The following is a 25,183-nucleotide window of genomic DNA, read 5'->3' on the forward strand; positions in this document are numbered from 1 at the left end:
CGTTCAGGACAGGACCGACGAGACCAGCGCGCGGGCCGCCTGCTGCACTTCGGCCAGATGCTCGGGACCGCGGAACGATTCGGCGTAGATCTTGTAGACGTCCTCGGTTCCGGAGGGTCGTGCGGCGAACCACGCGTTCTCGGTCGTGACCTTCAGGCCGCCGAGCGCGGCACCGTTGCCGGGCGCTGTGGTGAGCGTCGCGGTGATCGGCTCCCCGGCGAGTTCGGTGGCACCGACCTGCTCGGGCGACAACTTCGCCAGGACGGCCTTCTGCTCACGCGTCGCCGGGGCGTCCACTCGCGCGTAGGCGGGGTCGCCGTATCGATCGACGAGGTCGGCGTAATACCGGGACGGGCTCTTCTCCGTCACGGCGGTGATCTCCGCCGCGAGCAGGGCGAGCACGATGCCGTCCTTGTCGGTGGTCCACACCGATCCGTTGCGCCGGAGGAAGGACGCACCGGCGCTTTCCTCCCCACCGAATCCCAGCGAGCCGTCGCTCAGGCCGGGTACGAACCATTTGAACCCGACAGGCACCTCGAGCAGTTCCCGGCCGAGGCCGGCAGACACGCGGTCGATCATCGACGAGCTCACGACCGTCTTGCCCACCATGCTCGTCGCCGACCAGCCCGGTCGGTTGCGGAACAGGTAATCGATCGCGACGGAGAGATAGTGGTTCGGGTTGAGCAGACCGGCGTCGGGTGTGACGATGCCGTGCCGGTCCGCGTCGGCGTCGTTGCCGGTCGCGAGGTCGTAGGCCTCCCGATTGCGGATCAGCGACGCCATCGCATTCGGCGACGAGCAATCCATCCGGATCTTCCCGTCCGTGTCGAGCGTCATGAACCGCCAGGTGGCGTCGACGAGCGGATTGACCACAGTGAGGTCGAGCTCATGCCGTTCGGCGATCTCTCCCCAGTAGTCGACGCTCGCCCCGCCCATCGGATCGGCACCGATCCGCACGCCGGTGGCCCGGACGACGTCGAGGTCGACGACATTCGGCAGATCGTCGATGTAGGCGGCGAGGAAGTCGTGTCGTCCCGCCGCGGCGACGGCCGAGGACAGCGACACCCGCTTCACTCCTGCGAGACCGGCCGCGAGCAGTTCGTTGGCGCGCGCCGCGATGATCGACGTCGCGTCGCTGTCGGCAGGTCCGCCCGACGGCGGGTTGTACTTGAAGCCTCCGTCGCGCGGCGGGTTGTGCGAAGGGGTGACGACGATGCCGTCTGCACGAGCGCCGGGCCCGGCGTTGTGCTGCAGGATCGCGTGACTGACGGCGGGGGTCGGGGTGTAGCGGTCGCGGGAGTCGATCACCACCTCGACGCCGTTCGCGACGAGCACTTCGAGTGCGCTCGCCCAGGCCGGTTCGGACAGAGCGTGCGTGTCGCGGCCGAGGAACAACGGGCCGGTGGTGCCCTGCGCGGTGCGGTACTCGACGATCGCCTGGGTGGTCGCGAGGATGTGGTCCTCGTTGAACGCCCCGTCGAGGCTCGATCCACGGTGGCCGGACGTACCGAAAGCCACCTGCTGCGAGGCGTTCTCGGGATCCGGATGCACGGTGTAATAGGCGGTGACGAGATGTGCGAGATCCTCGAGATCCGCTGCCGTGGCCGGCTGTCCCGCTCGTTCGTGCGCCATGTGCTCTCCTCCTCGACGATGTGCCCTCATCTTGCCCGCCGGTTCGGCGGCGTGCGGCACGAGTACCCGATCCGGGTGCCGGTTCGACGCGATGCCGAAAAGGTCCCCACGGAACAGGGACCAAAGCTTCCAACTCCGAAGTCACGTTGTTGGCTGACAAAATGCCCAGTAATTTCAGGATCGGAACGAAGGCAATGCCGGGGAGGACATCCTTCGTTTCGTCCCGCTGTCCGGAGCCGTCACCGACGCGCTACGTGGCCGACAGCGTGACCGTGCCCGTCGCCGAGAACTCTCGCACCCGAGTCTCGCGGCGGGCACTGTCGTTTGCACATCCGGACCGGCTCACCTTCGGGGTCCCGGCGCCCTGAAACGACGAAACCCGGGTAGGTGATCGAATGCCGATCTCCTACCCGGGTCGATGGTGGAGCTGCCGGGAATCGAACCCGGGTCCTCCGCCGCCTCGCGAGGGCTTCTCCGTGTGCAGTCCGCTATGCCTCTACTCGGATCTCCCGTTCTCGCGAACAAGACGAGATGACGATCCCAGTCGCTGTTTGCTGTCCCGTACGTCTCCGCGACCGAGCCGCACGGTAGAGCTCTCTAGTCGATGCCAGGATCCGGGTCGAGAGCAAACCCGGGCTGACAGAGACGCGCTCGCTTAGGCAGCGAGGGCGTACTCGCGCTGAGTAGACTCGGCGCTTAATTGGTTGCAGCGACGCTTACGGTGGTCTCTTGCCTGCACCGACACGCTTCCCCTTGCTCAACGTACGCAGTCGAAACCGTTCAGCCCCGTACGCTCCTGCGAACTTCGCAGGAGTACCTACTGTAACGACCCGACGGTCCGATGTCATTCCCATTTCTCGAAACGATTCGCGGGCCTGCCATGAACCTGCTCACACCGCCGGTCACCAGCCCCGGAACCTGAGCGGGGTCACCCGCAGCGGAACGGAATAGTCGGCCCGGAAGGTTTCCGGGCCGTAATCGAGCGAACGCATACCCGCCTCGTACTTTCCGACATAACGGGCCCATTCGTCGTCCTCGACACTCTCACCGATCGCAGCGGTCCCGGTGAACACCGCCACGTGCCCGCCGCCTCGGTCGGCTTCCAGATTGAGGGCGACCCGCGGCCGGGCGGTGATGTTGGCGAGCTTGGACGTATGAGGCTGCGAGAAGATCAGGAACGACGCGTCGGACCACAGAAACCACACCGGAGTGGGGACCGGTCCGCCTCGACGGTCCACCGTGGTCAACCAGATCACCGATTCGTCGGCCAGCCGCTTCAGAACTGCCTCGGGCACGGAAAGCGCGGAAGGAACGGTTTCGGACATGGAAGTCCTCGACTTTCTCCGGGTTCGGTCGTCGATCACGGGCATGCCGCGATACCCGGTCCAACGCCCACCGCTCGCGGGTTCTTCCCCTGCGGCGGACGCCGATCAGGCGGGCACGCTGACCAGGGCGACGGCGATGCCCGCCGCAACCAGCCCGAGCAGTTTCACCCGGCTCACCCGCTCACCGAGCACGATCACCGCGAGGAAGACCGTCACCGCCGGATACAGGGCTGCGATCACGCTCACCAAGGAGAGCATGCCGTGCTGGTAGGCGAAGATCAGCGCACCGTTCGCGACGACGTCGATCACCCCGATTCCGATCAGGATCGGCAGGAGGGACCGGGTCGACCAGGCCACCGTGCGCCACGATGCGGCGATCACCAGCCACACCACGAGGGTGGCGGTCGCGCGGGACACGGCGAGCGGCCACAGCCCGGTCCCCGTCTCGACCTGCCCGAGCGCCACGAACGACAACGCGAAGGCGATGCCCGACCCGACGGTCCACCACGCGACCCTCGCCGTGAAGCGTGGGTGCCCGACGCCCGTCACCGTCTCGTCGGATTCACGGCTGACCAGCGCCACCGCGATCACTGCGACGACGATGCCGAGATAGGCGAGCAGACCCGGCCGCTCCCCCAGGGTGATCCCGATGAGCACAGGAATTCCGGCCACGAGCACCGCGGTGACCGGGGAGACCACCGACATCGGCCCGATCGCGAGCGCCAGATAGAACCACCAGACGGCGATACCACCGGCCACGCCCGCCGCGGCACCCCACATCAGCGAGGCGGCGGTGATGTCACCGCCTACGAGCGGCGCTGCGGTGAGCGACACGACGAGGGAGACGGGATAGGTCACGGCGACGACGCCGAGCGCGCTCGCGCGGCGGGACGCGACGCCACCGGCGAAATCGCTCACGCCGTAGGCGACCGCCGCGACCAGCGCGAGCGCGACCGCGATCAGCGGCTCATGCCCTTGACGCGCCGGCCGAGTTCGCGGGTCACCTCGCGTTCGGCGGTGCGACGCGCGAGATCCTGACGCTTGTCGTAGTCCTGCTTACCCTTGGCCAGCGCGAGTTCGACCTTGACCTTGCCGTCGGAGAAGTACATCGACAACGGGACGAGGGTCTGGTTGCCCTCGCGGGTCTTGCCGACGAGCGCGTCGATCTCCCGGCGGTGCAGAAGCAGTTTGCGGGTGCGTCGCGGAGCGTGGTTCGTCCACGTGCCGTGCCCGTACTCCGGAATGTGCAGACCGCGCAGCCACACCTCACCGTCGTCGACGGTGGCGAACGCGTCGACCAGGGAGGCCTTGCCTTCTCGCAGGCTCTTGACCTCCGTACCGACGAGCGCGATCCCCGCCTCGTAGGTGTCGATGATGGTGTAGTTGTGGCGCGCTTTCCGGTTGGTCGCGATGACCTTCCGGCCCTTTTCCTTCACGTGCAGGCCTTTCCGGTCCACGATCGGTCGAACAGAACATCGTCCAGCATAGGAACCTCGCGCAACACCTTATTCACGCACGTACAAACGCAGGGTCACGTACGAGGTCAGCGCGGCCATTCCCACACCCACGAGCACCAGGAACGGCGAGATCAGAAGGATGTCGCTGTCGGTGATGCGCGCGACGATGTTCGCGTCGTAGACCTCGACGAGCATGTCGTCGACGAACATGCTCTTGGCCACGAACAGACCGCCGATGGCGAGTGCGGCACCCACGATCGCGGCGATCACCGCTTCGAGCAGGAAGGGCAACTGCGTGTACCAGCGTGTCGCGCCGACCAGTCGCATGATGCCGACCTCGGTACGACGGGTGAAGGCCGCGATCTGCACCATGTTGGCGATCAGGAGCACTGCTGCGATCGCCTGGATGGTTGCGATCGCAAATGCACCGTTGCGAATCCCGCCCAGCACGCCGAACAGACGCTCGACGAGGTCCTGCTGGTTGAGGACACTGTCGACCCCCGGCCGGGTGCCGAAATCCTCCTGGATCGCCGCGAAACGATCCGGATCGGACATCTTGATCTTGAAGGAGGCGGGGAAGCTGTCGGCGCTCACCAACTCGGCCAGCTCGGGCTGGTCGGCGAAGACACGTTCGGTGGCATCGACGACCGCGTCGTCGCGGCTCAGATACTGCACCGACACCACGTCGTCGGTGTTCTCCAGGTCACTGCGCAGGGTGGCGCACAGATCCTGCTCGCACTCCGGATCCAGCGAGGAGATGTCCTCGGTCAGGAAGACCTGCACCTCGACCCGGTCGAGGAAGATCCGCTCGGTCTTGCCTGCCATCTGGACCACGAGCAGACCCGCACCGAAGAGTGCGAGTGAGATCGCCGTGGTCAGGATCATCGCGACGGTCATGGTGAGGTTACGGCGCAGGCCGGTGGTGACCTCGCTGAACAGGAAGCTGGCACGCATCGAGTGGGATCCTTCGGTTGCCTGGTGGGGATGCTCGAGGACGGGCGCTACCGGCCGACGCCGTAGACGCCGCGGGCCTCGTCGCGCACGACACGTCCGAGGTCGAGTTCGACGACCCGCCGGCGCATCGAATCGACGATGTGGTGGTCGTGGGTCGCCATGAGCACCGTCGTGCCCGTGCGGTTGATGCGTTCGAGCAGGAGCATGATGTCCTGGCTGGTCTCGGGGTCGAGATTGCCGGTCGGCTCGTCGGCCATGAGCACGAGCGGGCGATTGACGAAGGCGCGCGCTATCGCGACGCGCTGCTGCTCGCCACCCGACAACTCCCCGGGCAGCCGGTCGGCCTTGCCCGACAGCCCCACCAACTCGAGAACCTCCGGCACCGTGCGCTCGATGACCGCACGCGGTTTGCCGATCACCTCGAGGGCGAACGAGATGTTCTCGGCCACCGTCTTGCGCTGGAGCAGGCGAAAATCCTGGAAGACGCACCCGAGACTCTGCCGCAGCTTCGGCACGCGCCGCGCGGGGAGCCGGTTGACATGGAAGTCGGCGACGTGGATGTCGCCCGTGGTGGGCTTCTCCTCCCGCAGCAGCAGCCGGAGGAAGGTCGACTTCCCGGATCCGGACGGGCCGATGAGGAAGACGAACTCACCCTTCTCGACGTGGACCGATACCCCTTCGAGGGCGGGTCTCGTGGATGTCTTGTAGGACTTGGACACATTCTCCAGCCGGATCACCAGGCAATGCTAACCGTTACCGGACGGTGACCTATGGCGCCGGCGCCCCGGTGTCGTCCGGAACCGTCCCGTTCTGCTCCTCGGAAAGGCCCGGAATCGTCGGCAGGTCGAACGGGAACTGCCTGGTCGTCGTAGTGGGCGTCGGTGTCGTCGGAACCTGTTGCGTCGTGGTCTGGCCTTGCCGAGGCGCCGGAACCGTCGTCGTCGGGGGCGGGGCTGTCGGCACGGTGGTCGACGGGGACGGGGCGGTGGTCGCGAACGGTGACTGCTGCGGAGCAGGAGTGGTCGCGGGCGGCACGTACGGCACGTAGGGGGTCTCGGAGATGATCACCGCGGTCGACGGCGCTGAGGGCGGCTCGTCGGGCTGATTGAGGAACTGGTAGAGCACCCACAACCCCACCCAGAGGCTGCACAGCGCGAAGGTCGTGGTCCTGATCCGCCCACCGAGCAGGTGCGACGGGATGTGCCTGCGGTGCGTCGCCCCGGTCTCGGGCTCGGGCTCGCTCACTGTGCCTCCACACGATCGACGACACTGGCGGTATCGAGTTGCGGCGTGACCGTGATGCCCTGCTGACGAAGAGCAGCTGCGATCCGCGCGCGGAGCAGGCGTCCCACCTGGAACTGCTTGCCCGGCAGGGTGCGGGCGACCATGCGGACGCTGAGCTGATCAACCTCGAGGCTCTCGACACCCATCACGCTCGGCTCGTCGAGCAGTAGTTCGCGCAGGCGCGGTTCCTGGTAGGCGGATACCCCGAGCTCGCGCAGGATCTCCGTGACGTTCGCGATGTCGGCGGAGACCGGGATCGGCACGTCCACCACCGCCCGCGCCCAGTCCTTCGACAGATTGACGGCCTTGTTGATCTGCCCGTTGGGCACGGTGATCACTTCGCCCGCCGTGCTGCGCACCCGGGTGACCCGCAGAGTGACGTCCTCGACAGTGCCGATCGCGTCCTCGGACGCGCCCGTCACGGAGATCTGGACGGTGTCACCGAAGCCGTACTGCCGTTCGGTGATGATGAAGAAACCGGCGAGGATGTCCTGCACGATCCGCTGGGCACCGAAGCCCAGAGCCGCACCGAGCACGGTCGCGGGCGCGACCAGGCTGCCGATGGGCAGCTGGAGGTAATCGAAGACCTTCAGCGTGGCGACGATATAGACGAACGAGATCGCCATCCACGTGACGACCTGGGCGACAGAGTGACGGTGCTTCGTCGCTTCGGACCGCACGAGGTCGTCGGACTGCTTGTAGCGCTCGTCGATCCGTCGGGTGATGCGGCCGCCGACCCAGGAGACGAACCGGGCGACCAGAACCGCGCCCAGGATGGTGAGCGCGATCTGCAGCCCACTCGTCGACAACCAGTCGAGCAGTCTAGCTCCGGGCAGAAACGGCACAGGCCCCTCTCCTGTTTCCGATCACGACTTCTGCTCTTCCCGCATACGCCAGCGGATGCCTGCCTCGAGGAATCCGTCGATGTCGCCGTCGAGTACCGCAGACGGATTGTTCACTTCGTATTCGGTGCGCAGATCCTTGACCATTTGATACGGGTGCAGCACGTACGACCGCATCTGGTTGCCCCACGAGCTGCCGCCGTCGCCCTTGAGCGCATCCATCTCGGCGCGCTCCTCCTGGCGCTTGCGCTCGAGCAGCTTGGCCTGCAGCACTCGCATGGCCGCGACCTTGTTCTGCAGCTGGGACTTCTCGTTCTGACAGGTCACGACGATACCGGTCGGGATGTGGGTCAGGCGCACGGCGGAGTCGGTGGTGTTGACCGACTGTCCACCCGGCCCGGACGAACGGTAGACGTCGACGCGAACGTCGTTCTCGTCGATGTCGATGTGGTCGGTGGTCTCCACGACCGGCAGTACCTCGACCTCGGCGAAGGACGTCTGCCGACGGCCCTGGTTGTCGAACGGACTGATACGGACGAGCCGGTGCGTTCCCATCTCGACCGAGAGGGTGCCGTAGGTGTACGGGGCCTTGATCGTGAAGGTGGCCGACTTGATGCCTGCTTCCTCCGCGTACGAGGTGTCGTAGACCTCGACGCCGTAGCCGTGCTTGTCGGCCCAGCGGATGTACATCCGCATGAGCATCTCGGCCCAGTCGGCGGCGTCGACGCCACCGGCTCCGGCACGGATGTTGACGAGCGCGTCACGCTGGTCGTACTCGCCCGAGAGCAGCGTGCGCACCTCCATCGCCTCGATGTCGGTACGCAGACTCTCACGTTCGGAATCGGCGTCGGCCAGCGCGGACGTACGCGCCTCACCTTCCTCGTCCTCGGCAAGCTCGTACAGCACCGGCAGGTCCTCGAGCCGCTGACGCAGCCCCTCCACCCGGCGCAACTCACCCTGCGCGTGCGAGAGCTCACTGGTGACCTTCTGAGCATGCTCCTGGTCGTTCCACAGCTCGGGATCTGCGGCCTGGTGCTCGAGTTCGTCGATCCGTCGCCGCAGCTCCTCGACGTCGAGGACCGTCTCCACAGTGCGGAGGGTCGTGTCGAGCTCGGCCAGGGCTGCGGAAACATCGGGATGCACGATTCAACAGGCTACCGGAGCGCCGAACGGCCCTGCCGTGGGCGGCAAGCTACTCGGCCACCGGTCGCGACGACTAGCGTTTCCCCCATGACCACCGACTACAGCGCAGACCTCGACCTCGCCCTCCGGCTCGCGAACCTGGCGGACTCGATCACCCGCGATCGATTCGGAGCGCTGGATCTCAAGGTCGACGACAAGCCGGATCTGAGCCCGGTGTCGGACGCGGATCTCGCGACCGAGCGCGCGCTGCGGACCGAACTCGAGGCGCGGCGCCCCGAGGACGCGGTGCTCGGCGAGGAGTTCGGGGGCGACGCGATCTTCCGTGGACGGCAGTGGGTGGTCGACCCCATCGACGGCACCAAGAACTTCGTGAGGGGGGTGCCGGTCTGGGCGAGCCTGATCTCCCTGCTCGAGGATGGTGTCCCCGTGGTCGGTGTCGTGAGCGCTCCCGCCCTCGACCGCCGTTGGTGGGCAGCCGCAGGCGCGGGGGCGTGGGTCTCGCACAACGACGAGGAGGCCCGTCGAATCACGGTGTCGGAGGTGACCGACCCGGCGTCGGCTTCGCTGAGCTTCTCGAGCCTGACCGGCTGGCACGAGCGTGGAATCCGGGACCGCTTCATCGCCCTGACGGACGAGGTATGGCGGGTCCGTGCCTACGGCGACTTCTTCTCCTATTGCCTTCTCGCCGAGGGAACGGTCGATATCGCGCTCGAACCGGAGGTGTCGCTGTGGGATCTGGCCGCACTGGACATTCTGATCCGCGAGGCGGGTGGCCGGTTCACGAATCTCGAGGGCGCGGACGGCCCGCACGGTGGCAGCGCCGTGGCCACCAACGGGCGGCTGCACGAGCACGTGCTGTCTCGGTTGTCCTGAAGTCGCCAGGGAGGCGCGCCGGGGAACTTACCGCGCAGTAGACAGTCACCTTACTCAGAAGTAAGATCGGGTTCCGTCCGCTCCCGCATCGAGAGACTTCTGGTGATCATGAGCAAGCAAGACAGCGTGGCCCGCCACACGCCTCGCGACACGTCCGCCGTCGGCCTCAATCCGATCAAACGCGACGCCATGGGCGCCGCCATGCGCGTGCTCACCCGGATCACGGGCTCCGAGCTCGCGGACCGTTACAAGATCCGCGAAACGATCGACCGGATCACGTACCAGTCCACCAAGACCGGCTTCAAGACCCTCGGTGCTGCGACGCGCACCTTCAAGAAGATGTCGGGAGGCGCGGCAGGTCCGCAGCGCCTCGCGACCGCAAAGAACTCGGACTTCTTCGACCTCACCCCCACCGACGATCAGCAGATGATCACCGAGACGGTGCGGGAGTTCGCCGAGGAGATCCTCCGGCCCGCAGCGCACGACGCCGACGAGGCGGCCGCAGCCCCGGCCGATCTGCTGGCACGCGCCGCCGAACTGGGCATCACGATGGTCAACGTCCCCGAGGCGTTCGACGGCGCCGCCGACGAGCGCGGTGTGGTGACCAACGTGCTCGTCGCCGAGGCCCTCGCCCACGGCGATATGGGCCTGGCCCTGCCCATCCTCGCGCCGAGCGGGGTGGCGGTTGCGCTGACCCAGTGGGGCACCGAGGAGCAGCAGAAGACCTACCTTCCGGCCTTCGCCGGGGACGACGTCCCCCAGGCCTCCGTCGTGATCGCCGAGCCGCGCGCGCTGTTCGATCCCTTCGCGCTGCAGACCAAGGCAGTGCGCTCCCCCAGCGGATACCGGCTCAACGGCGTGAAGTCGTTCGTGCCGGCCGCCGGCAGCGCCGAACTCTTCGTCGTCGCAGCCGAACTCGACGGTAAGCCGTCCCTCTTCCTCGTCGAGGCGAAGAGCAAGGGTGTGGTCATCGAGGCCGACCCGGGCATGGGCCTGCGCGCCGCCGGCCTCGGTCGGCTGCTGCTCGAAGACGTCGCGGTGCCGGAGTCGGCGCGCCTCGGCGACGACGACGCGGAAGTACGCGCCGAGCAGTACGCCGACGCCGTGCGGTTGTCGCGTCTGGGCTGGGCGTCGCTGGCGATGGGCACCGGCCAGGCCGTACTCGACTACGTGATCCCGTATGTGAACGAGCGCGAAGCGTTCGGCGAGCCGATCAGCCACCGGCAGGCGGTCGCATTCATGGTGGCGAACATCAAGATCGAGCTCGACGGCCTCCGGCTGGTCACTCTCCGCGGTGCATCGCGTGCCGAACAGGGTCTGTCGTTCGCCCGCGAGGCGGCCCTCGCCCGCAAGCTCGCCACCGACAAGGGTATGCAGTTCGGCCTCGACGGCGTCCAGCTGCTCGGCGGCCACGGATACACCAAGGAACATCCCGTCGAGCGTTGGTACCGCGACCTGCGAGCAATCGGCGTCGCCGAGGGCGTCGTCCTCGTCTGATCGGCCCGACCCGAACAAGGAACCTGTGATGATCAATCTCGAACTGCCCAGGAAGCTCAAGGCTTCCGCGAACCAGGCCCATCAGGTCGCTGCACAGATCTTCCGGCCGGTCTCCCGCAAGTACGACCTGGCCGAACACGAGTACCCGGTCGAGCTCGACACGATGGCCGCAATGGTCGAGGGACTCAACGACTCCGGCCAGGGCGCCGCGGGAGCGTCACTCGGCCGCGACGCCAAGGCGAAGCAGGACGAGCGGGCAGGAAATGCCAACGGGGGCAACATGGCCGGCCTCCTCAACGTGATCGAGACGTGCTGGGGCGATGTGGGCCTGACCTTGTCCATCCCCTATCAGGGGCTCGGCAACTCGGCGATCGCCGCGGTCGCCACCGACGAACAGCTCGAACGATTCGGCAAGGTGTGGGCCTCCATGGCGATCACCGAGCCCGGCTTCGGATCCGATTCCGCGGCAGTGACGACGACCGCCGTGCTCGACGGCGACGAGTGGGTTCTCAACGGCGAGAAGATCTTCGTGACGGCCGGTGAGCGTTCCACGCACATCGTCGTGTGGGCGACCGTCGACAAGTCGAAGGGCCGGGCCGCAATCAAGTCGTTCGTCGTACCGCGCGAGGCTCCCGGCCTGTCGGTCGCCCGCCTCGAGAAGAAGCTCGGCATCAAGGCGTCCGACACCGCCGTCCTGGTGCTCGACAACTGCCGGATTCCCAAGGACAACATCCTGGGCTCGCCCGAGGTGAACACCGAGAAGGGTTTCGCGGGGGTCATGCAGACCTTCGACAACACCCGCCCGATCGTCGCCGGCATGGCCGTGGGTCTCGGTCGCGCCGTCCTCGAGGAACTGCGTGCAATCCTGAAGGACGCCGGTGTCGAGGTCTCCTACGACATCCCCGCGAACAACCAGCACGCCGCAGCCGCCGAGTTCTTGGCACTCGAGGCGGATTGGGAGGCGGCCTACCTTCTCGCGTTGCGCGCGACGTGGATGGCCGACAACAAGAAGCCCAACTCGCTCGAGGCCTCGGTCTCCAAGGCCAAGGCGGGTCGCACCGGCACCGCCGTTTCGCTCAAGGCCGTCGAACTGGCCGGAACATACGGATACTCGCAGCGACCTCTGCTCGAGAAGTGGGCGCGCGATTCCAAGATTCTCGACATCTTCGAGGGCACCCAGCAGATCCAGCAGCTCATCGTCGCTCGACGGGTGCTCGGCAAGTCGTCCTCCGAATTGAAGTAGCACTCGGGTCAGGAGTTCGCGAGCACGACCCGGCGGATGGGGCCGGGTCGGCGGACGCGCCGGGCGCATCGGAGGACCCATCGGGGGATGAACCCTCGCCGCACGTGCGGCGAGGGTTTACCGCTTCGATCACGACGCCTGGAATGTGAGATAGGTCACCGCTACTGTGTGTGCTGACGCACATACAGCTAGGGGGACGGATGCTCGGTCAGGACATTCTCGGCAGGATCACCGGGGCGCGGACCACGTTCGACGACACGATCGCCCAGGTCAAGGACGCCGTCGGTTCACTCGCGGTGCTGCATCGTGCGGGCCTGCTCCACTTCCCACGCGTGGACCACAGCATCGCGACGATCATCGCGGCCAACAAGTACGGCCCCTTCGCAGGAGCCGTGCACGCCCAGGCCGAGCGAGGTCTCGACGCGGTCGCGGTGATCGACGAGGCCGGCGACGTCACCTACAAGGAACTCGAGGCCCGCTCGAACGCCCTGGTGCGGGCGTGGCAGCGCGACGGAATCGAGCCGGGATCGGTCATGGGCATCATGGCCCGCAATCACCGCGGACTCGTGTCGACGATGCTCGCCACGGCCAAACTCGGTGTGCGGCTCGTGATGATGAACACCGGTTTCGCGGCGCGGCAGCTCGTGGACGTCGCCGCACGCGAGCAGGTCACGACGTTCGTTTTCGACAGCGAGTTCGTCGACCTCGCTGCGACGCTTCCCGACGAAGTGCGCCGCTACGTCTCGTGGGTGGACGACGAGGTCCCCGGTATTCCGACGCTCGAATCGGTCATCGAAGGGGTCGACGGTTCGTCGCTGCCCGCCCCCGAGGTCTTCGGGGGCTTCGTGTTGCTGACCAGCGGTACCACCGGCACTCCCAAGGGCGCTCCACGAGGTCGCACCTCGCCGTTCGCGTCCGCCCAGTTCCTCGACCGGGTCCCCCTGCGGCCAGGGCAGACGATGCTGATGGCTGCCCCGGCCTTTCACGGCACCGGTGTGTCGCAGTTCGCGCTCGCGCTCGCGCTCGGGCAGACCGTGGTGATGATGCGGCGGTTCTCCCCGATCGACACCCTGAGCCTCGTGGAACAGCACGGGGCGAACGTTCTCGTCGTCGTTCCCACCATGCTGCAGCGAATCCTGGATCTCGGACCGGAGAAGATCGCCGAGTACGACACGTCGAGTCTGAAGATCATCTTCTCCGCGGGTTCGTCCCTGTCGCCCGACGTCTGTCGGCGCACGACGGAAGCGTTCGGGCACGTGTTGCACAATCTCTACGGGTCCACCGAGTGTGCCGTGGCAACGGTCGCGACTCCCGAGGACATCCGGCAGTCGCCGGGCACGGCGGGCCGCCCTCCCGTGACGTGCCGGGTGGTGCTCTTCGACGAGAACGGCAACCGCATCACCGAACCGCACGTTCCCGGTCGCATCTTCGTCTCGAGCGGACTGTCGTTCTCCGGATACACCGACGGCCGCGACAAGGAACGCATCGACGGAATGCTGTCGATCGGCGATATCGGGCACTGGGACGAGAACGGCAGGTTGTTCGTCGACGGACGCGACGACGACATGATCGTCTCCGGCGGGGAGAACGTCTACCCACTCGAGGTCGAGAATCTGCTCGCCGAACGCGAGGACGTGCTCGATGCCGCTGTAGTGGGAGTACCGGATTCGGAATTCGGCCAGCGACTGAGGGCGTTCGTGGTCCCCTCACCCGAATCGGCCCGCGACGCCGAGGACATCAAGAAGTTCGTGAAGTCCAATCTCGCCCGGTACAAGGTCCCCCGCGAGGTGGTCTTCCTCGAGGAACTTCCGCGCAACGCGACAGGTAAGTTGTTGCGCCGCGTGCTCGTGGAGATGGATGTGCCGGAGGACCCCGAAAGCGAATACACCGCCCTGTAGAGGCGGCGGGGCGGAACTGCCCCGAAACGAACGAAGGCCGGTCGTCCGAGACGACCGGCCTTCGTGGTGGTAGCGGGGACAGGATTTGAACCTGCGACCTCTGGGTTATGAGCCCAGCGAGCTACCGAGCTGCTCCACCCCGCGTTGCATGAATGAACGTACACGAGCGTGGAAAAGGAAAGCAAATCCCTTCGCCTCGTCTCCTGGACCGACTTCGCCGCCTCGCCCACACGCCGCCCGGACGTGACCCAGTGCACATTTCACACATGACACTAAACACATAACGGACCTGTAACGATCTTGTATCGAGCCGTGCAACGGCGACCCTGAGCAGCAGATTTCCTCCAACTTCGTCTCACAGGATGGACGGACGGTCGTGGCCGGGACGAGATGACGGTCGTCCGGACGCTTTGTACTGTCGGTCCCGGCTCGAAACCGCCGAGCCACCACCGGCCCGTCGCCGCACGATTCTGCCCCGCGGGGTCCGGTGCCTACGAAGACCCGAGGGGCAGGGACGCGACCTCGACGCCCACGATCCACGAGCCGTCAGGCCGGATCGCCGATGGCCGTCGCGCCCGCGAGCGCGGGAAGGATCTCCATCACATGAGCAAGATCTTCAGCACGCGTGCGTTTCGCACCGTTCTCGCCGCCGGCGCTCTGACCGCCGTTCCGTTCGCACTGGCCACCGGCACCGCCAATGCTGCCCCGCACAACTGGGATGCTGTCGCTCAGTGCGAGAGCGGCGGCAACTGGTCGACCGACACCGGCAACGGCTACTACGGCGGTCTGCAGTTCTCACCGAGCACCTGGCAGGCCAACGGCGGTAGCGGCATGCCGCACCAGGCGTCGAAGGCAGAGCAGATCCGCGTCGCGGAGAACACCCTGCAAACACAGGGCCCGGGCGCATGGCCTGTCTGCGGGCAGTACCTGACCACCGAACCAGCTCCCGCTCCGGCGGCTCCGGCACCTGCACCGGTCGCACCGGCTGTCCCGGAACTGCCGTCCGACGTCACCCAGGCCGTCGACATCGCGAGCCAGCTCGCCCATCACTACGGTGTCGGCGCCGAGTTCACGCAGATCGTCGACATCGCGCTCGCCGGCCGCTGAGCGCAGACACCACCTCCCGGATACGACGAAGGCCCGCGGTGCACCGCGGGCCTTCGTCGCGTCGATCGTCCGGGGTCAGCCTCCGGTCGACTCGTAGGCGTCGACCGCCTGCTGCACCCGCCGTAGCGCTCGGCCGTAGGCTTCGAAATCGCCGCTGGTCTGAGCGTCGGACAGCTCCGCGAGCGCCGAGTCGAGTTCTGCGATGGCGGCCTCCCGGTTGGCAGGCGCGGGCGTTGCCGGGGTCTCCGGCCGCTCTTCCTGCGGTCCGGCCGGCTGGTTGCCTTCCACCGTGCCCTCGCCGGGCACCTCGCCACGGGTCTGGTCATCGACCTCCGCGGTGGGCAGTGCCTCGCCACCCGGCGCGGTCGCCGCGTCACCGACACCGGGGCCGAAGACCTGGTCGAGCGCTCCGGCGAGGGTGGGCGCGTAGCCGATCCGCACGCCTCCGCTCGCACCCGGCTCGCGGTAACTGACGAGCACGCGTGAGAGCTGCGGGAAGGTCGACGTACTACCCGCCGTCGCGTTGCGTTCGGTGTACATCGGCTGGACGTACAGGATGCCCCCGTCGGCGATCGGCAAGGTGAGCAGGTTGCCGTACTGAATCCGGTTCGACCGCTCGAGCAGGGTGCGTTCGGACGCCACTCGGGTATCCGAGATCATCGCGTTCTGCGTCTGCTCGGGACCGAAGGTCTGCGTGTCCGTGGGCAGCTGCAGGATTGTGAACTGCCCGTAATTCTCCGGATCGGATTCGACCGAGATGTACGCCGACAAGAACTGCCGGTTGTAGCCCACCATCGCCGAGGTCAGGCGGAACCGGGGATCAGCGGTTTCACGGTCGCCCGTCAGCAAGTAGTAGGGCGGCTGATTCGCGCTGGTGTCGACGGTGGGATCGGCGGGCACCGACCAGAACGCGTTGTTCGTGAAGAACTCGCGCGGGTCGTCGACGTGGTACTTCGCGAGCATCTCGCGCTGGACCTTGAACAGATCCTCCGGGTACCGGAAGTGGGCACGCAGTTCGTCGGAGATCTGGTCCTGCGGAGTTACCGCATCGGGGAACACGCCCATCCACGCCTTCAGGACCGGGTCCTGATCGTCGACCTGATAGAGCGTGACGGTGCCGTCGTACGCGTCGACCGTCGCCTTGACCGAATTGCGGATGTAGGAAACCTCCTTGCGGGGCAGCAACCGGCCGGTGTTCTGGTCGATGCTGTCCTCGACGAGCCCCTCGAGGGAGGAACGCTGCGCGTAGGGGTAGTAGTCGAGCGTGGTGTACGCGTCGACGATCCACACGATTCGCCCGTCGATCGCCGCCGGATATGCGTCGCCGTCAGCGGTCAGCCACGGCGCGACCTTGGTCACACGCTCGCGCGGATCGCGGTTGAACAAAATCTTCGAGTCGCTGCCGATGGCGCTCGAGAACAGGATGTTGCGCTCGCCGTACTTGGCGGCGAAAGCAAGGCGATTGAACCAGTTGCCGATGTCCACGCCACCGGCACCGGTGTAGGTGTACTTCTCGGTGTCGGTGTCGTATTCGCGCGGACCGGACGAGTCGCCGCTGTTGCCGACGATCGCATAATCCGGATCGGCCTCTGCGATGACCTCGCCGAAGTAGATGCGAGGCTGCTCGACCGGGATCACCTGGTTCTCGGCTGCGAGCGACGCGAGGTCGCTCACGAAGTAGACCGGGTAGCCGCTGTTGCTGTTCGCCGCTTCCTCCGCCGACGCACTCGCTGCGGCGTTGACCCGGTTGGCGGGAGCAGCGACGAGCCCGTTGCCGTGCGTGTACACGGTGTGGCGGTTGATCCAGTCGGTCTGGTTGCCGGTCAGGCTCGTGGGCGAGAGCTCACGCGCCGCGACGATGTAGTCCTCCATGCGACCGTCGATGTCGTAGCGGTCGATGTCGAGCGACTCCGGGTAGCCGTAGAAGTTCTTCAGCTGGGTCTGCTGCGTGAACGTGCGGGGAAGCACGTTCGGGTCGAGCAGTCGCGCGTTGGCGATCGTCGTGATGTCGGCCGGGATGTTCTCGGGAGAAGTGGTTCCCACTCCCGGGTAGTCCTCGTACGAGACCTTCTCGTCGGTGATGCCGTACGCCTCGCGCGTCGCGGCGATGTTGCGCTCGATGTACTCGCTTTCCTTGTCGGCAGCGTTCGGGCGGACCGAGAACTGCTCGACCATGAGCGGGTAGACCGCACCGACGAGGATCGACGACAGCACGAGCAGGGCCGTCGCAAGTGCGGGGATCCGCAGGTCGCGCAGGAAGATCGCGGCGAAGAACGCGATCGCGCAGATGACGGCGATCGCCAGGAGGATGAGCTTGGCCGGCAGGACTGCGTTGATGTCCGTGAAGCCGCCACCGGTGAAGGTCGGTTCCTTGCGGCTGCTCCACAGCAGTTCGTAGCGATCGAGCCAGTAGGCGACCGCCTTGAAGGCCACGAAGAGGCCCGCGAGGACGGCGAGCTGCACACGCGCTGCGGTCGAAATGCTGCCGCCGCGACCCGCGAGACGGATGCCCCCGAAGATGTAGTGCGTGATCAGGTTCGCAATGAACCCGAGCACGATCGCGACGAAGAACCAGTTGAGCAGGAACCGGTAGAACGGCAGGTCGAAGGCATAGAACCCGACGTCGAGGCCGAACTGCGGATCGGTGGTGCCGAAATCGCCACCGTTGAAGAACATCTGCACGGTCACCCAGCCGGCCTGGGCGACGAGGCCCGACAGGGCACCGAGCACGACCGGGATACCGATCCCGAAGGCACGCATCCGGGTCATCACGGTGGTGCGGTATCTCGCCACCGGATCGTTGGGGCCCGTCGTCGGTACGAAGACCGGCCGCGAACGGTAGGCGAGCAGCATCGCCAACCACACCACGCCACCGACGAACAACCCGACCACCAGGAAGAGCACTATCCGGGTCAGGAGAACTTTGACGTAAACGCCCCGGAAGTCCACTTCGCCGAACCAGAGCCAGTTGGTGTAGGTATCCACCAACCGCGGTCCGAGCAGGAGCAGCACTGCGGCCACGACTGCAAGGATCAGCAGAACTCTGCTCCGCCTCGACAATGTAGGTACTCCGGTGGGGGGCCTCATGCCCACGTGCCACGCTCCCAACTCTTCCGGCGGCGCGAACGCACCGCATCTGTACATCTCGCGCTGGACGAACGCGTGCGAACACGCCTCGTTGTCGCGGAGTGACCGTTTCGCCCCACTCTACGGAATCCGCGTACGGGGGGTCACGTGACGCGGGTCCGCCCACGCACACCCGCGTACAGGTGCCAGGATAGGCCGGTGAACCAACCTCTTCCCGTCCCTTCCGAACAAGCACTCGCGCGCGCGGTCCACGAGATCATCGATTTCGTGGATGCGGAGGGTTGGGACCGCCCTCCCGTGATGTTCGCGCTCGTGCCGACCGTGCTGCTCGCAGCCGCCGAACCGAACCTCGCCGACCAGCTCGACGAGGGGCACGAGTACACCCCGATCGCCCAGGAGGCGTTTCCTGACGACGTCGAGGGCGGCAGTCCCGCGCTCGAAGAGTTCCTCGCCACAACCACCTGGCCCGGGTCGGTGGCCGGCTGCGCCCTCGTGCAGGAGGTCGTCGTGCTGCCGCCGAGCGCGGAGAACGAACTCGACGATGCGTTCGCCCCGCTGCTCGCCGATGCACACGCGGCGGACGAGGCAGCACGCCTCGCGGCGAACAGCCATCCCGAGCGGCGCGCTGCGCGGTTGATCTCGGCGGTGCTGCGCGACGGGCCGTCGCTCTCGATCCTCCAGTTGCGTCCGCTCGACGACGACGATCCGTTCGCAGGGGCCGAGCTGCGGACCTACGACAATCTCGCTCCCCACCTGGTGGCGGCGCTGTACGCCACGCTCGAGGCGAGCGACGACGACTGAAGGCATCCCCGGATCGGGGGCTCAGCCGCAGGTGGGGGCGTCCTGTCCCTCGGCGATCGCACGGAGGGAGTCGATCGCGCCCTCGAGGGTTTCCACCTTGACGAGCTGCACCCCGTCGGGTGCGCCGCTCAGCGCCTCCGCGCAGTTGTCCGCAGGAACCAGGAAGACGGTCGCGCCGTCTTCCGAGGCCGCGGTGAGCTTGTGGGTGATGCCCCCGATCGGGCCGACGATTCCGTCGGAATCGATCGTGCCGGTGCCTGCGACGTCCAGTCCGCCGTTGAGAAGGCCCGGGCTGAGCTTGTCCACCACCGCGAGGCTGAACATCAGGCCCGCCGACGGGCCGCCGATGTCGGCCAGATTGAAGGTGACCCCGAACGGCACCTCGGGCACCTCCTCGGTCGCGATACCCAGGAAACCCTTGTCCGGCTCGCCGGGCCGGGCACCGACTGTGACGTCGAGCGACTCCTCGGCGTCGCCGCGCAGGACGCGGACCTCCACCGACTCGCCGGGTGGTATCTCTCCCACCGCGCGCTGCACCTGGCCGGCCGTACTCATCGGTTCTCCGCCGATGGCGACGATCCGGTCACCCGTCTCGAGAACCCCCGCGGCAGGAGCATCCTCGCCCACCTCGGCGATTCGCAGGGTCACCGGCAGGTCCAGATAGTGCAGGGCCGCGAGCTCGGCAGAACGCTCGGATTGTGCGAACTGCGCCTGGTCGACGGCCTGCACCTCCTCTTTGCTCCTGTCCGGCGGATAGACCTGTTCGCGCGGGGCGACGCCGTACCGTCCGCTGAGCCAGGCGGTGACCGCCTGGGCCAAGGTGAGATTGTCGGTCACCCCGACCGTCGTCATGTACAGGCTGCCCTCGGTCTCGTCCGATTCGATGCCGTCGAGTGCGACAACCGGTGTGCCGTCGATCTCCCCGAGCGTGTCGAAGATGGGACCGGGACCGAGCGCGACGTACGGTGCCCGGACGTTGAACGCCACGATCACGATGAGCAGGATCGGGAACACCAGCGCGAGCGGCAGGACGAAGCGACGATTCACCCGGCCAGGGTAGCGGTCGGGCCTTGTTCGCCGTCAGCGTGACCACGATGCCGATCCCCCGCCTGCATGCCTTGTACCGTTGGATGTATGAGCGACACGCCCTTCGGATTCTCGAATCCCGACGACGACCCCGACCGCAGGAAGGACGAGGGTTCCGGCAGCGGCAGCGCCGGTGGCGGTATGCCGTTCGGATTCGGACTCCCCGGCAGCGGAGGTAACGACAACCCGTTCGGCGGTCAGGGCTTCGATCCCGCGCAGTTCGGTCAGATGCTCAGCCAGTTCGGCCAGATGCTCGCAGGTATGGGCAGCGCCATGGGCTCCGGCGGTGGTTCGGGACCGGTCAACTACGAGATCGCCACCAAGCTCGCACGCCAGCAGATCGGGTCCGTCACTCCGGTTTCTCCGCGCACGGCCGACGCGGTGGCCGACGCCGCACGTCTCGCGGAGCTGTGGCTCGACGCGGCCACCACGCTGCCCGCGGGTGCGTCGAAGGCGGTTGCGTGGACGCCCGTCGACTGGCTCGACAACACGCTCGAGACGTGGAAGCGCCTGTGCGACCCGATCGCCGAGCAGGTCAACGGCATGATGCTGAGCGGCCTTCCCGAGGAGGCCCGCGCGATGGCCGGCCCGATGATGGGCATGTTCTCCCAGATGGGTGGGGTCGCCTTCGGCTCCCAGCTCGGCCAGGCACTCGGACAGCTGTCGAAGGAAGTGCTCACCTCCACCGACATCGGCATCCCGCTCGGCCCGGAAGGTACGGCCGCGCTGCTCCCGGCCGCGATCGAGAGCTTCGGGGAAGGCCTCGAGCAGCCCGCCCAAGAGGTACTCGTCTTCCTCGCCGCCCGCGAGGCCGCGCACCAGCGCCTCTACAGCCACGTGCCCTGGTTGCGTCAGCGGGTGCTCGCGACCGTCGAGGAATACGCACGCGGGATCCGCATGGACATGTCGTCGATCGAAGATCTCGCGCAGGGCCTCGATCCGTCGGCACTCGCCGATCCGTCCAAGCTCGAGGAGATCCTCAAGCAGGGGGCGTTCGAACCGCAGACCACCCCGGAGCAGAAGGCCGCGCTCGAACGGCTCGAGACGATGCTCGCGCTCGTCGAAGGCTGGGTCGAGACGGTCGTGGCCGACGCCCTCGGCGAGCGGCTTCCGGGTGCCTCTGCGCTGACCGAGACGCTGCGACGTCGCCGCGCGACGGGAGGACCCGCGGAGCAGACCTTCGCCACACTCGTCGGCCTCGAACTCCGCCCCCGGAAGGTTCGCGAGGCTGCGGCACTGTGGCGGCGCCTGACCACCGACGCCGGCACCGAGGCCCGCGACCACGTGTGGGCACACCCCGATCTGCTGCCGGACTCGTCCGATCTCGACAACCCGGCATCCTTCGTGGACAGGGTGATCGGGGGCGGAACCGGAGCGTTCGAGGATCCGATCGCCCAGCTGCAGGCGACCATGGAACGCGAGAAGGCCGAGCGCGACAAAGCCGCCGAAGACGGGCCGGACGAGGAACACCCCGAGGGCGGCAGCACCTCGTAGACCGGGCTCGCCCCCGGGGCGGGTTGCGCTCCACCCTGTGGACAACTCCCCCGACAACGCGTTGGGCCGGTGTCGGCGCTGTCAGGCTGTGTGCGTGATCACCGCCCCCATCCCGCCCTCGCCACCGTCCGAGGACTTCGTTCTCCGCATCGATCCCGAACTTGCCGTGCTCGAACGATCGGACGGCGCGATCCAGCTCGGTTGGGGACCCGACACCTCGACGGTCGTCGTTCCGCCCGACGGTATGGACGCGTTCGATGTCGGTGTGCTCGTCCGGCTGCTCGACGGCCGACTCACCGACGACGAGGTGGTCGAGGCCGCCTCGCTGCGTGGACTGCCGCCGGATCCGGTCCGGGTGTTGCTCGACGAACTCACCGCGACGGGTGCGGTCCGGCGGGTCCCGGGCTCCACCATCGAGCCGACGCGCACACGACGGGTACGGGTCCACGGTTCCGGGCCGCTCGCCGCCGCCATCGTCGACGACCTGCCCTTGTGGGATGTGCGCTGGGTGCGCTCGCCCTACGGCGGTGATCCGGCGAGTGCAGCCGACTGTGTCGTCCTCGCCGACCGGCAGGTGCCGGATCCTCACCTCGTTCGCGCGCTGATGCGGGCAGGCCTTCCCCATCTCGTGGTGCGGATCAGGGACGGGCGCGGTGTGGTGGGACCGTTCGTGCTTCCGGGACGCAGCAGCTGCCTGCGCTGCGCGGATCTCGTGCGGACCGACCTCGATCCGTCCTGGCCGCGGTTGGCGAGCCAACTGTACGGACGGCAGGGCCACGCGGGTCGCGCCGTGACGTCGGCGACCGCTGCGGTAGCCGTCTGCCAGATCGAGGCGTTCCTCTCGGCCGATCCGTCCGTCTCTCCCGCCGTCGACCGCACGTTCGAGCTCGATCTGCGTACTCACCGCATCGTCACCCGGCGGTGGGACCGTCATCCCCGATGCGACTGCTCGGCCACGACCTCCATCTGTCAGGCATGATGGGGGGCGTGCCAGAGATCCCTCGCAGAAGCTCGTCCCGCACCGCCAAGCTCGCGAGTATTCCGTTGGGAATCGCCGGGCGCGCTGCCGTCGGTTTCGGTCGTCGACTTGCCGGCGGAGACCGGCAGGAGATCGACGCCGAGATGACGGCCAAGGCTGCCGAGCAACTGTTCAGCGTGCTGGGCGAACTCAAGGGCGGCGCCATGAAGTTCGGGCAGGCCCTGAGCGTGATGGAAGCCGCCGTACCGGAGGAATTTGCCGAGCCGTATCGGGAAGCGTTGACCAAACTTCAGGCCGAGGCCCCTCCCCTGCCGGCCAAGGCCGTGCATCGGGTTCTCGACCAGCAGCTCGGCACCAAGTGGCGCGAGCGGTTCGAGTCGTTCGACGATGTACCCGTCGCCTCGGCGAGTATCGGGCAGGTGCACCGGGCGGTGTGGTCGGACGGGCGCGAAGTTGCGGTGAAGGTGCAGTATCCGGGGGCCGACGAGGCATTGCGCGCCGATCTGCGCACATTGTCGCGGTTCGCCGGACTGTTCGCGACGATGATGCCCGGCGCCGATGTGCGCGCGCTGCTCGACGAACTCTCCGCCCGCACCGAGGAAGAACTCGACTACCGGATCGAAGCCGAGAACCAGCGGGCATTCGCGAAGGCCTTCGCCGGGGACGACAAGTTCCTCATCCCGCGCGTCGTCGCCAGCTCACCGAAAGTCATGGTGACAGAATGGCTTTCGGCGACTCCCCTGTCGGCAATCATCGCCGGCGGCACGCGTGAGCAGCGCAACCGGGCCGGCGCGCTGCTCGCGGAGTTCCATTTCTGTTCACCCGCGCGCGCCGGTCTGCTCCACAGCGACCCGCATCCGGGCAATTTCATGCTTGTCGACGACGGTCGCCTCGGTGTGATCGATTTCGGTGCCGCGGCGGCGATGCCCGACGGTTTCCCGCCCGTGCTCGGCCGGATGGTCCGCCTCGCCGTGGACGAGCGCTTCGACGAACTCACCCGGCTCCTCTACGACAACAAGTTCGTTCTACCCGGGCGCACGGTCACCGACGAGGAGATCGCCGACTACCTGAGACCGTTCACCGATCCGATCCACACCGAGTCCTTCCACTTCACCCGCGCATGGCTGCAGCGGGTGGCGGGCACGGCCACGGATTTCACGAGTTCGACGTTCCGGACAGCCCGCACCCTGAATCTGCCGCCCGAATACGCGAGCGTCTTCCGCGTGCTGCTGGGGTCGGTGGGGATCTGCGCGCAGCTCGATGCCGAGGCGCCCTATATGCGCATCCTGAGCGAATGGCTACCCGGCTTCGTCGAGAAGTGACGAAGCCGGGCAACCGATTTCACACGCAGACGAGTTCCTTGGGAGGTTCGGGAACCGCTTGTTTGCGGGGTCGGCCCCGAGGGCGCTTGCGGGCGACGACGCTACCGCGGTCGATGATCTCCCCACCCCAGACACCCCACGGCTCCTCCCGTGCGAGAGCGGCATCGAGACACCGGGCCCGTACCGGGCAGCCCGCACACAGTGTCTTGGCATGCTCGAGATCCGCCGGGGTTTCGGAGAACCACAGGTCGGGGTCGTTGTCGTGGCACGGCAGGACGATCCCGTCGTTACGGCTCACCTCGTCTCCGTTCCTATGTTCCGACAGGCTCGACAGGTTTTCGCTCGGCACGTGAGCTCCTTTTGCTGATTCGTTCGAAGGCGATGCGAACCCGGCCGGAGAACGAGAAAGGCCACAGTCCGCTGGGCGGGGTCCGTGGCCTGGAGGAGACGAAAGGTCTACCGGGGGATACTCCCGGAACGACTTCCGGCCACGGACGAGACGGCGGCGGCACGACGGCGTGCACGCGGCGCGACTGCTGCTGCGACAGCCACAGGTGTGGCGGCGCGGGAGGTAGCGACGACCGGTGCGAGCCGAGGGGCCACTGCCGCTGCAAAGACGTCGAAGCCGAGCATCGGGGCCACCTCACTTTCTCGTCGCGCACGGGCCGTCTCCCGTGACATCGTCATCCAGCCTAGATTCGCGGACACATTCGGCACAACTGATTTTCTACCTGCGGTTTCGTCTCGCCGGCGGCACTCTCGGGACTACAGTCTGGAGCCATGTCCCTCGCGACCACGAGATTCCTGCCCGTGCTCGACTGCCCGGATCCGCGCGCGCTCGCAGATTTCTATCGCCGGCTGCTCGGGTGGACGATCACCGAGAACCGGGACGAGTGGGTCGAACTCGCCCGTGACGACGCGACTGCCATCGCGTTCCAACGCGATCCGGATTTCACGCCGCGCCACTGGCCTGCCGACGGGGTGCACGCCCATCTCGACTTCGTCGTACCCGATCTCGACGAAGCCGAGCGTCTCGTGCTCGGTCTCGATGCGCTGCGCGCCGACGAGGGGTCGAGCACCGGCACGTTCCGGGTGTTCCGCGACCCGGCCGGGCATTTCTTCTGCCTGTGCGCGTGCTGACCTCCGGCGACGCTCGTCG

General features: G+C 67.0%; 23 protein-coding genes, 1 tRNA gene and 1 other RNA gene. 10 read left to right on the top strand and 15 right to left on the bottom strand.

Features of this window, described 5'->3' with window-relative positions; all coding sequences use genetic code 11:
• Nucleotides 1–3 precede the first annotated feature (3 nt).
• The 10 genes from pgm to prfB form a co-directional block, all read right to left on the bottom strand.
• Entirely contained in the window at nt 4–1,632 is a 1,629-nt protein-coding gene (gene pgm, locus ABZ789_RS16185; RefSeq protein WP_358425365.1) for a phosphoglucomutase (alpha-D-glucose-1,6-bisphosphate-dependent), read from the bottom strand.
• 419 nt (nt 1,633–2,051) lie between these two features.
• Nucleotides 2,052–2,420, bottom strand: a transfer-messenger RNA (tmRNA) gene (gene ssrA / locus ABZ789_RS16190).
• 114 nt (nt 2,421–2,534) lie between these two features.
• Complete coding sequence (locus ABZ789_RS16195; protein ID WP_358425366.1) at nt 2,535–2,957, bottom strand: TIGR03667 family PPOX class F420-dependent oxidoreductase; 423 nt, start codon at nt 2,955–2,957, stop codon at nt 2,535–2,537.
• A gap of 105 nt (nt 2,958–3,062) precedes the next feature.
• Nucleotides 3,063–3,920, bottom strand: a complete 858-nt coding sequence (locus ABZ789_RS16200) for a DMT family transporter (protein ID WP_358425495.1) — start codon at nt 3,918–3,920, stop codon at nt 3,063–3,065.
• Nucleotides 3,917–4,393, bottom strand: coding sequence for an SsrA-binding protein SmpB (gene smpB, locus ABZ789_RS16205; protein ID WP_358425368.1), 477 nt, complete (start codon nt 4,391–4,393; stop codon nt 3,917–3,919). The genes ABZ789_RS16200 and smpB overlap by 4 nt, the downstream gene beginning before the upstream one ends.
• Nucleotides 4,394–4,462: 69 nt before the next feature.
• The gene (gene ftsX, locus ABZ789_RS16210) at nt 4,463–5,368 is read right to left on the bottom strand and encodes a permease-like cell division protein FtsX (protein ID WP_358425370.1); all 906 of its coding nucleotides are present in this window, start codon (nt 5,366–5,368) and stop codon (nt 4,463–4,465) included.
• 47 nt (nt 5,369–5,415) lie between these two features.
• Complete coding sequence (ftsE, locus tag ABZ789_RS16215) at nt 5,416–6,105, bottom strand: cell division ATP-binding protein FtsE (protein ID WP_358425372.1); 690 nt, start codon at nt 6,103–6,105, stop codon at nt 5,416–5,418.
• 31 nt (nt 6,106–6,136) lie between these two features.
• A complete protein-coding gene (locus ABZ789_RS16220; protein ID WP_358425374.1) occupies nt 6,137–6,613 on the bottom strand; it encodes a hypothetical protein in 477 nt (158 codons plus the stop codon).
• Nucleotides 6,610–7,488 carry a mechanosensitive ion channel family protein gene (locus tag ABZ789_RS16225; RefSeq protein WP_358425498.1) on the bottom strand — a complete coding sequence of 293 codons (879 nt, stop codon included), beginning with the start codon at nt 7,486–7,488 and terminating at the stop codon, nt 6,610–6,612. Before ABZ789_RS16225 ends, ABZ789_RS16220 begins: the two co-directional genes overlap by 4 nt.
• 30 nt (nt 7,489–7,518) lie before the next feature.
• Nucleotides 7,519–8,637 (bottom strand): peptide chain release factor 2, encoded by a 1,119-nt coding sequence (gene prfB, locus ABZ789_RS16230; RefSeq protein WP_358425376.1) that lies wholly within the window; start codon nt 8,635–8,637, stop codon nt 7,519–7,521.
• 87 nt (nt 8,638–8,724) lie between these two features.
• Here prfB and hisN point away from each other — a divergent pair, with 87 nt between their 5' ends.
• From hisN to ABZ789_RS16250, 4 genes are all read left to right on the top strand, one after another.
• A complete protein-coding gene (hisN, locus tag ABZ789_RS16235) occupies nt 8,725–9,510 on the top strand; it encodes a histidinol-phosphatase (protein WP_358425378.1) in 786 nt (261 codons plus the stop codon).
• Nucleotides 9,511–9,612: 102 nt separating this feature from the next.
• Nucleotides 9,613–11,007, top strand: coding sequence for an acyl-CoA dehydrogenase family protein (locus ABZ789_RS16240; RefSeq protein WP_358425380.1), 1,395 nt, complete (start codon nt 9,613–9,615; stop codon nt 11,005–11,007).
• Between the two features lie 28 nt (nt 11,008–11,035).
• Nucleotides 11,036–12,250: an acyl-CoA dehydrogenase family protein gene (locus ABZ789_RS16245; protein WP_358425382.1), complete on the top strand. Its 1,215-nt coding sequence runs from the start codon at nt 11,036–11,038 to the stop codon at nt 12,248–12,250.
• Nucleotides 12,251–12,450: 200 nt separating this feature from the next.
• Nucleotides 12,451–14,148: an acyl-CoA synthetase gene (locus ABZ789_RS16250; protein WP_358425384.1), complete on the top strand. Its 1,698-nt coding sequence runs from the start codon at nt 12,451–12,453 to the stop codon at nt 14,146–14,148.
• A 67-nt stretch (nt 14,149–14,215) separates the two neighbouring features.
• On the opposite strand, the gene ABZ789_RS16255 is transcribed toward ABZ789_RS16250, so the two are convergent.
• Nucleotides 14,216–14,292: transfer RNA gene (locus ABZ789_RS16255), tRNA-Met, on the bottom strand.
• Nucleotides 14,293–14,751: 459 nt separating this feature from the next.
• Between ABZ789_RS16255 and ABZ789_RS16260 the strand changes: the two genes are divergently transcribed.
• The gene (locus ABZ789_RS16260) at nt 14,752–15,255 is read left to right on the top strand and encodes a transglycosylase family protein (protein WP_358425386.1); all 504 of its coding nucleotides are present in this window, start codon (nt 14,752–14,754) and stop codon (nt 15,253–15,255) included.
• Between the two features lie 75 nt (nt 15,256–15,330).
• Here ABZ789_RS16260 and ABZ789_RS16265 read toward each other — a convergent pair whose 3' ends face one another.
• Nucleotides 15,331–18,348: a UPF0182 family protein gene (locus ABZ789_RS16265; RefSeq protein WP_358425388.1), complete on the bottom strand. Its 3,018-nt coding sequence runs from the start codon at nt 18,346–18,348 to the stop codon at nt 15,331–15,333.
• A gap of 192 nt (nt 18,349–18,540) precedes the next feature.
• On the opposite strand from ABZ789_RS16265, the gene ABZ789_RS16270 reads away from it, so the two are divergent.
• Nucleotides 18,541–19,143 carry a PPA1309 family protein gene (locus tag ABZ789_RS16270; RefSeq protein WP_358425390.1) on the top strand — a complete coding sequence of 201 codons (603 nt, stop codon included), beginning with the start codon at nt 18,541–18,543 and terminating at the stop codon, nt 19,141–19,143.
• Nucleotides 19,144–19,164: 21 nt separating this feature from the next.
• On the opposite strand, the gene ABZ789_RS16275 is transcribed toward ABZ789_RS16270, so the two are convergent.
• Nucleotides 19,165–20,190, bottom strand: coding sequence for a PDZ domain-containing protein (locus ABZ789_RS16275; RefSeq protein WP_358425392.1), 1,026 nt, complete (start codon nt 20,188–20,190; stop codon nt 19,165–19,167).
• A gap of 87 nt (nt 20,191–20,277) precedes the next feature.
• Between ABZ789_RS16275 and ABZ789_RS16280 the strand changes: the two genes are divergently transcribed.
• The 3 genes from ABZ789_RS16280 (at nt 20,278) to ABZ789_RS16290 (ending at nt 24,024) form a co-directional block, all read left to right on the top strand.
• The gene (locus tag ABZ789_RS16280; RefSeq protein WP_358425394.1) at nt 20,278–21,723 is read left to right on the top strand and encodes a zinc-dependent metalloprotease; all 1,446 of its coding nucleotides are present in this window, start codon (nt 20,278–20,280) and stop codon (nt 21,721–21,723) included.
• Nucleotides 21,724–21,817: 94 nt separating this feature from the next.
• Nucleotides 21,818–22,702: a hypothetical protein gene (locus tag ABZ789_RS16285; protein WP_358425396.1), complete on the top strand. Its 885-nt coding sequence runs from the start codon at nt 21,818–21,820 to the stop codon at nt 22,700–22,702.
• On the top strand, nt 22,699–24,024 hold the full coding sequence (locus ABZ789_RS16290; RefSeq protein WP_358425501.1) for an AarF/UbiB family protein: 1,326 nt from the start codon (nt 22,699–22,701) through the stop codon (nt 24,022–24,024). The genes ABZ789_RS16285 and ABZ789_RS16290 overlap by 4 nt, the downstream gene beginning before the upstream one ends.
• Before the next feature lie 19 nt (nt 24,025–24,043).
• Here the strand turns inward: ABZ789_RS16290 and ABZ789_RS16295 are convergent, their stop codons facing one another.
• Together ABZ789_RS16295 and ABZ789_RS16300 are read right to left on the bottom strand one after the other, a co-directional pair.
• Complete coding sequence (locus ABZ789_RS16295; RefSeq protein WP_358425398.1) at nt 24,044–24,322, bottom strand: WhiB family transcriptional regulator; 279 nt, start codon at nt 24,320–24,322, stop codon at nt 24,044–24,046.
• Between the two features lie 158 nt (nt 24,323–24,480).
• Nucleotides 24,481–24,705 carry a hypothetical protein gene (locus ABZ789_RS16300; protein WP_358425400.1) on the bottom strand — a complete coding sequence of 75 codons (225 nt, stop codon included), beginning with the start codon at nt 24,703–24,705 and terminating at the stop codon, nt 24,481–24,483.
• A gap of 99 nt (nt 24,706–24,804) precedes the next feature.
• On the opposite strand from ABZ789_RS16300, the gene ABZ789_RS16305 reads away from it, so the two are divergent.
• On the top strand, nt 24,805–25,164 hold the full coding sequence (locus tag ABZ789_RS16305; protein WP_358425402.1) for a VOC family protein: 360 nt from the start codon (nt 24,805–24,807) through the stop codon (nt 25,162–25,164).
• Nucleotides 25,165–25,183 lie beyond the last annotated feature (19 nt).

Source organism: Rhodococcus sp. NPDC047139 (assembly GCF_040643435.1).
Classification (GTDB): domain Bacteria; phylum Actinomycetota; class Actinomycetes; order Mycobacteriales; family Mycobacteriaceae; genus Rhodococcus.

What these genes read in the sequence shown, in the direction of transcription:
- ABZ789_RS16245 (WP_358425382.1), top strand. Translation starts at nt 11,036, where the DNA reads ATGATCAATCTCGAACTGCCCAGGAAGCTCAAGGCTTCCGCGAACCAG.
- pgm (WP_358425365.1), bottom strand. Translation starts at nt 1,632, where the DNA reads ATGGCGCACGAACGAGCGGGACAGCCGGCCACGGCAGCGGATCTCGAG.
- ABZ789_RS16305 (WP_358425402.1), top strand. Translation starts at nt 24,805, where the DNA reads ATGTCCCTCGCGACCACGAGATTCCTGCCCGTGCTCGACTGCCCGGAT.
- hisN (WP_358425378.1), top strand. Translation starts at nt 8,725, where the DNA reads ATGACCACCGACTACAGCGCAGACCTCGACCTCGCCCTCCGGCTCGCG.
- ABZ789_RS16280 (WP_358425394.1), top strand. Translation starts at nt 20,278, where the DNA reads ATGAGCGACACGCCCTTCGGATTCTCGAATCCCGACGACGACCCCGAC.
- ABZ789_RS16250 (WP_358425384.1), top strand. Translation starts at nt 12,451, where the DNA reads ATGCTCGGTCAGGACATTCTCGGCAGGATCACCGGGGCGCGGACCACG.
- ABZ789_RS16195 (WP_358425366.1), bottom strand. Translation starts at nt 2,957, where the DNA reads ATGTCCGAAACCGTTCCTTCCGCGCTTTCCGTGCCCGAGGCAGTTCTG.
- ABZ789_RS16290 (WP_358425501.1), top strand. Translation starts at nt 22,699, where the DNA reads ATGATGGGGGGCGTGCCAGAGATCCCTCGCAGAAGCTCGTCCCGCACC.
- ABZ789_RS16300 (WP_358425400.1), bottom strand. Translation starts at nt 24,705, where the DNA reads ATGTCACGGGAGACGGCCCGTGCGCGACGAGAAAGTGAGGTGGCCCCG.
- ABZ789_RS16260 (WP_358425386.1), top strand. Translation starts at nt 14,752, where the DNA reads ATGAGCAAGATCTTCAGCACGCGTGCGTTTCGCACCGTTCTCGCCGCC.
- ftsX (WP_358425370.1), bottom strand. Translation starts at nt 5,368, where the DNA reads ATGCGTGCCAGCTTCCTGTTCAGCGAGGTCACCACCGGCCTGCGCCGT.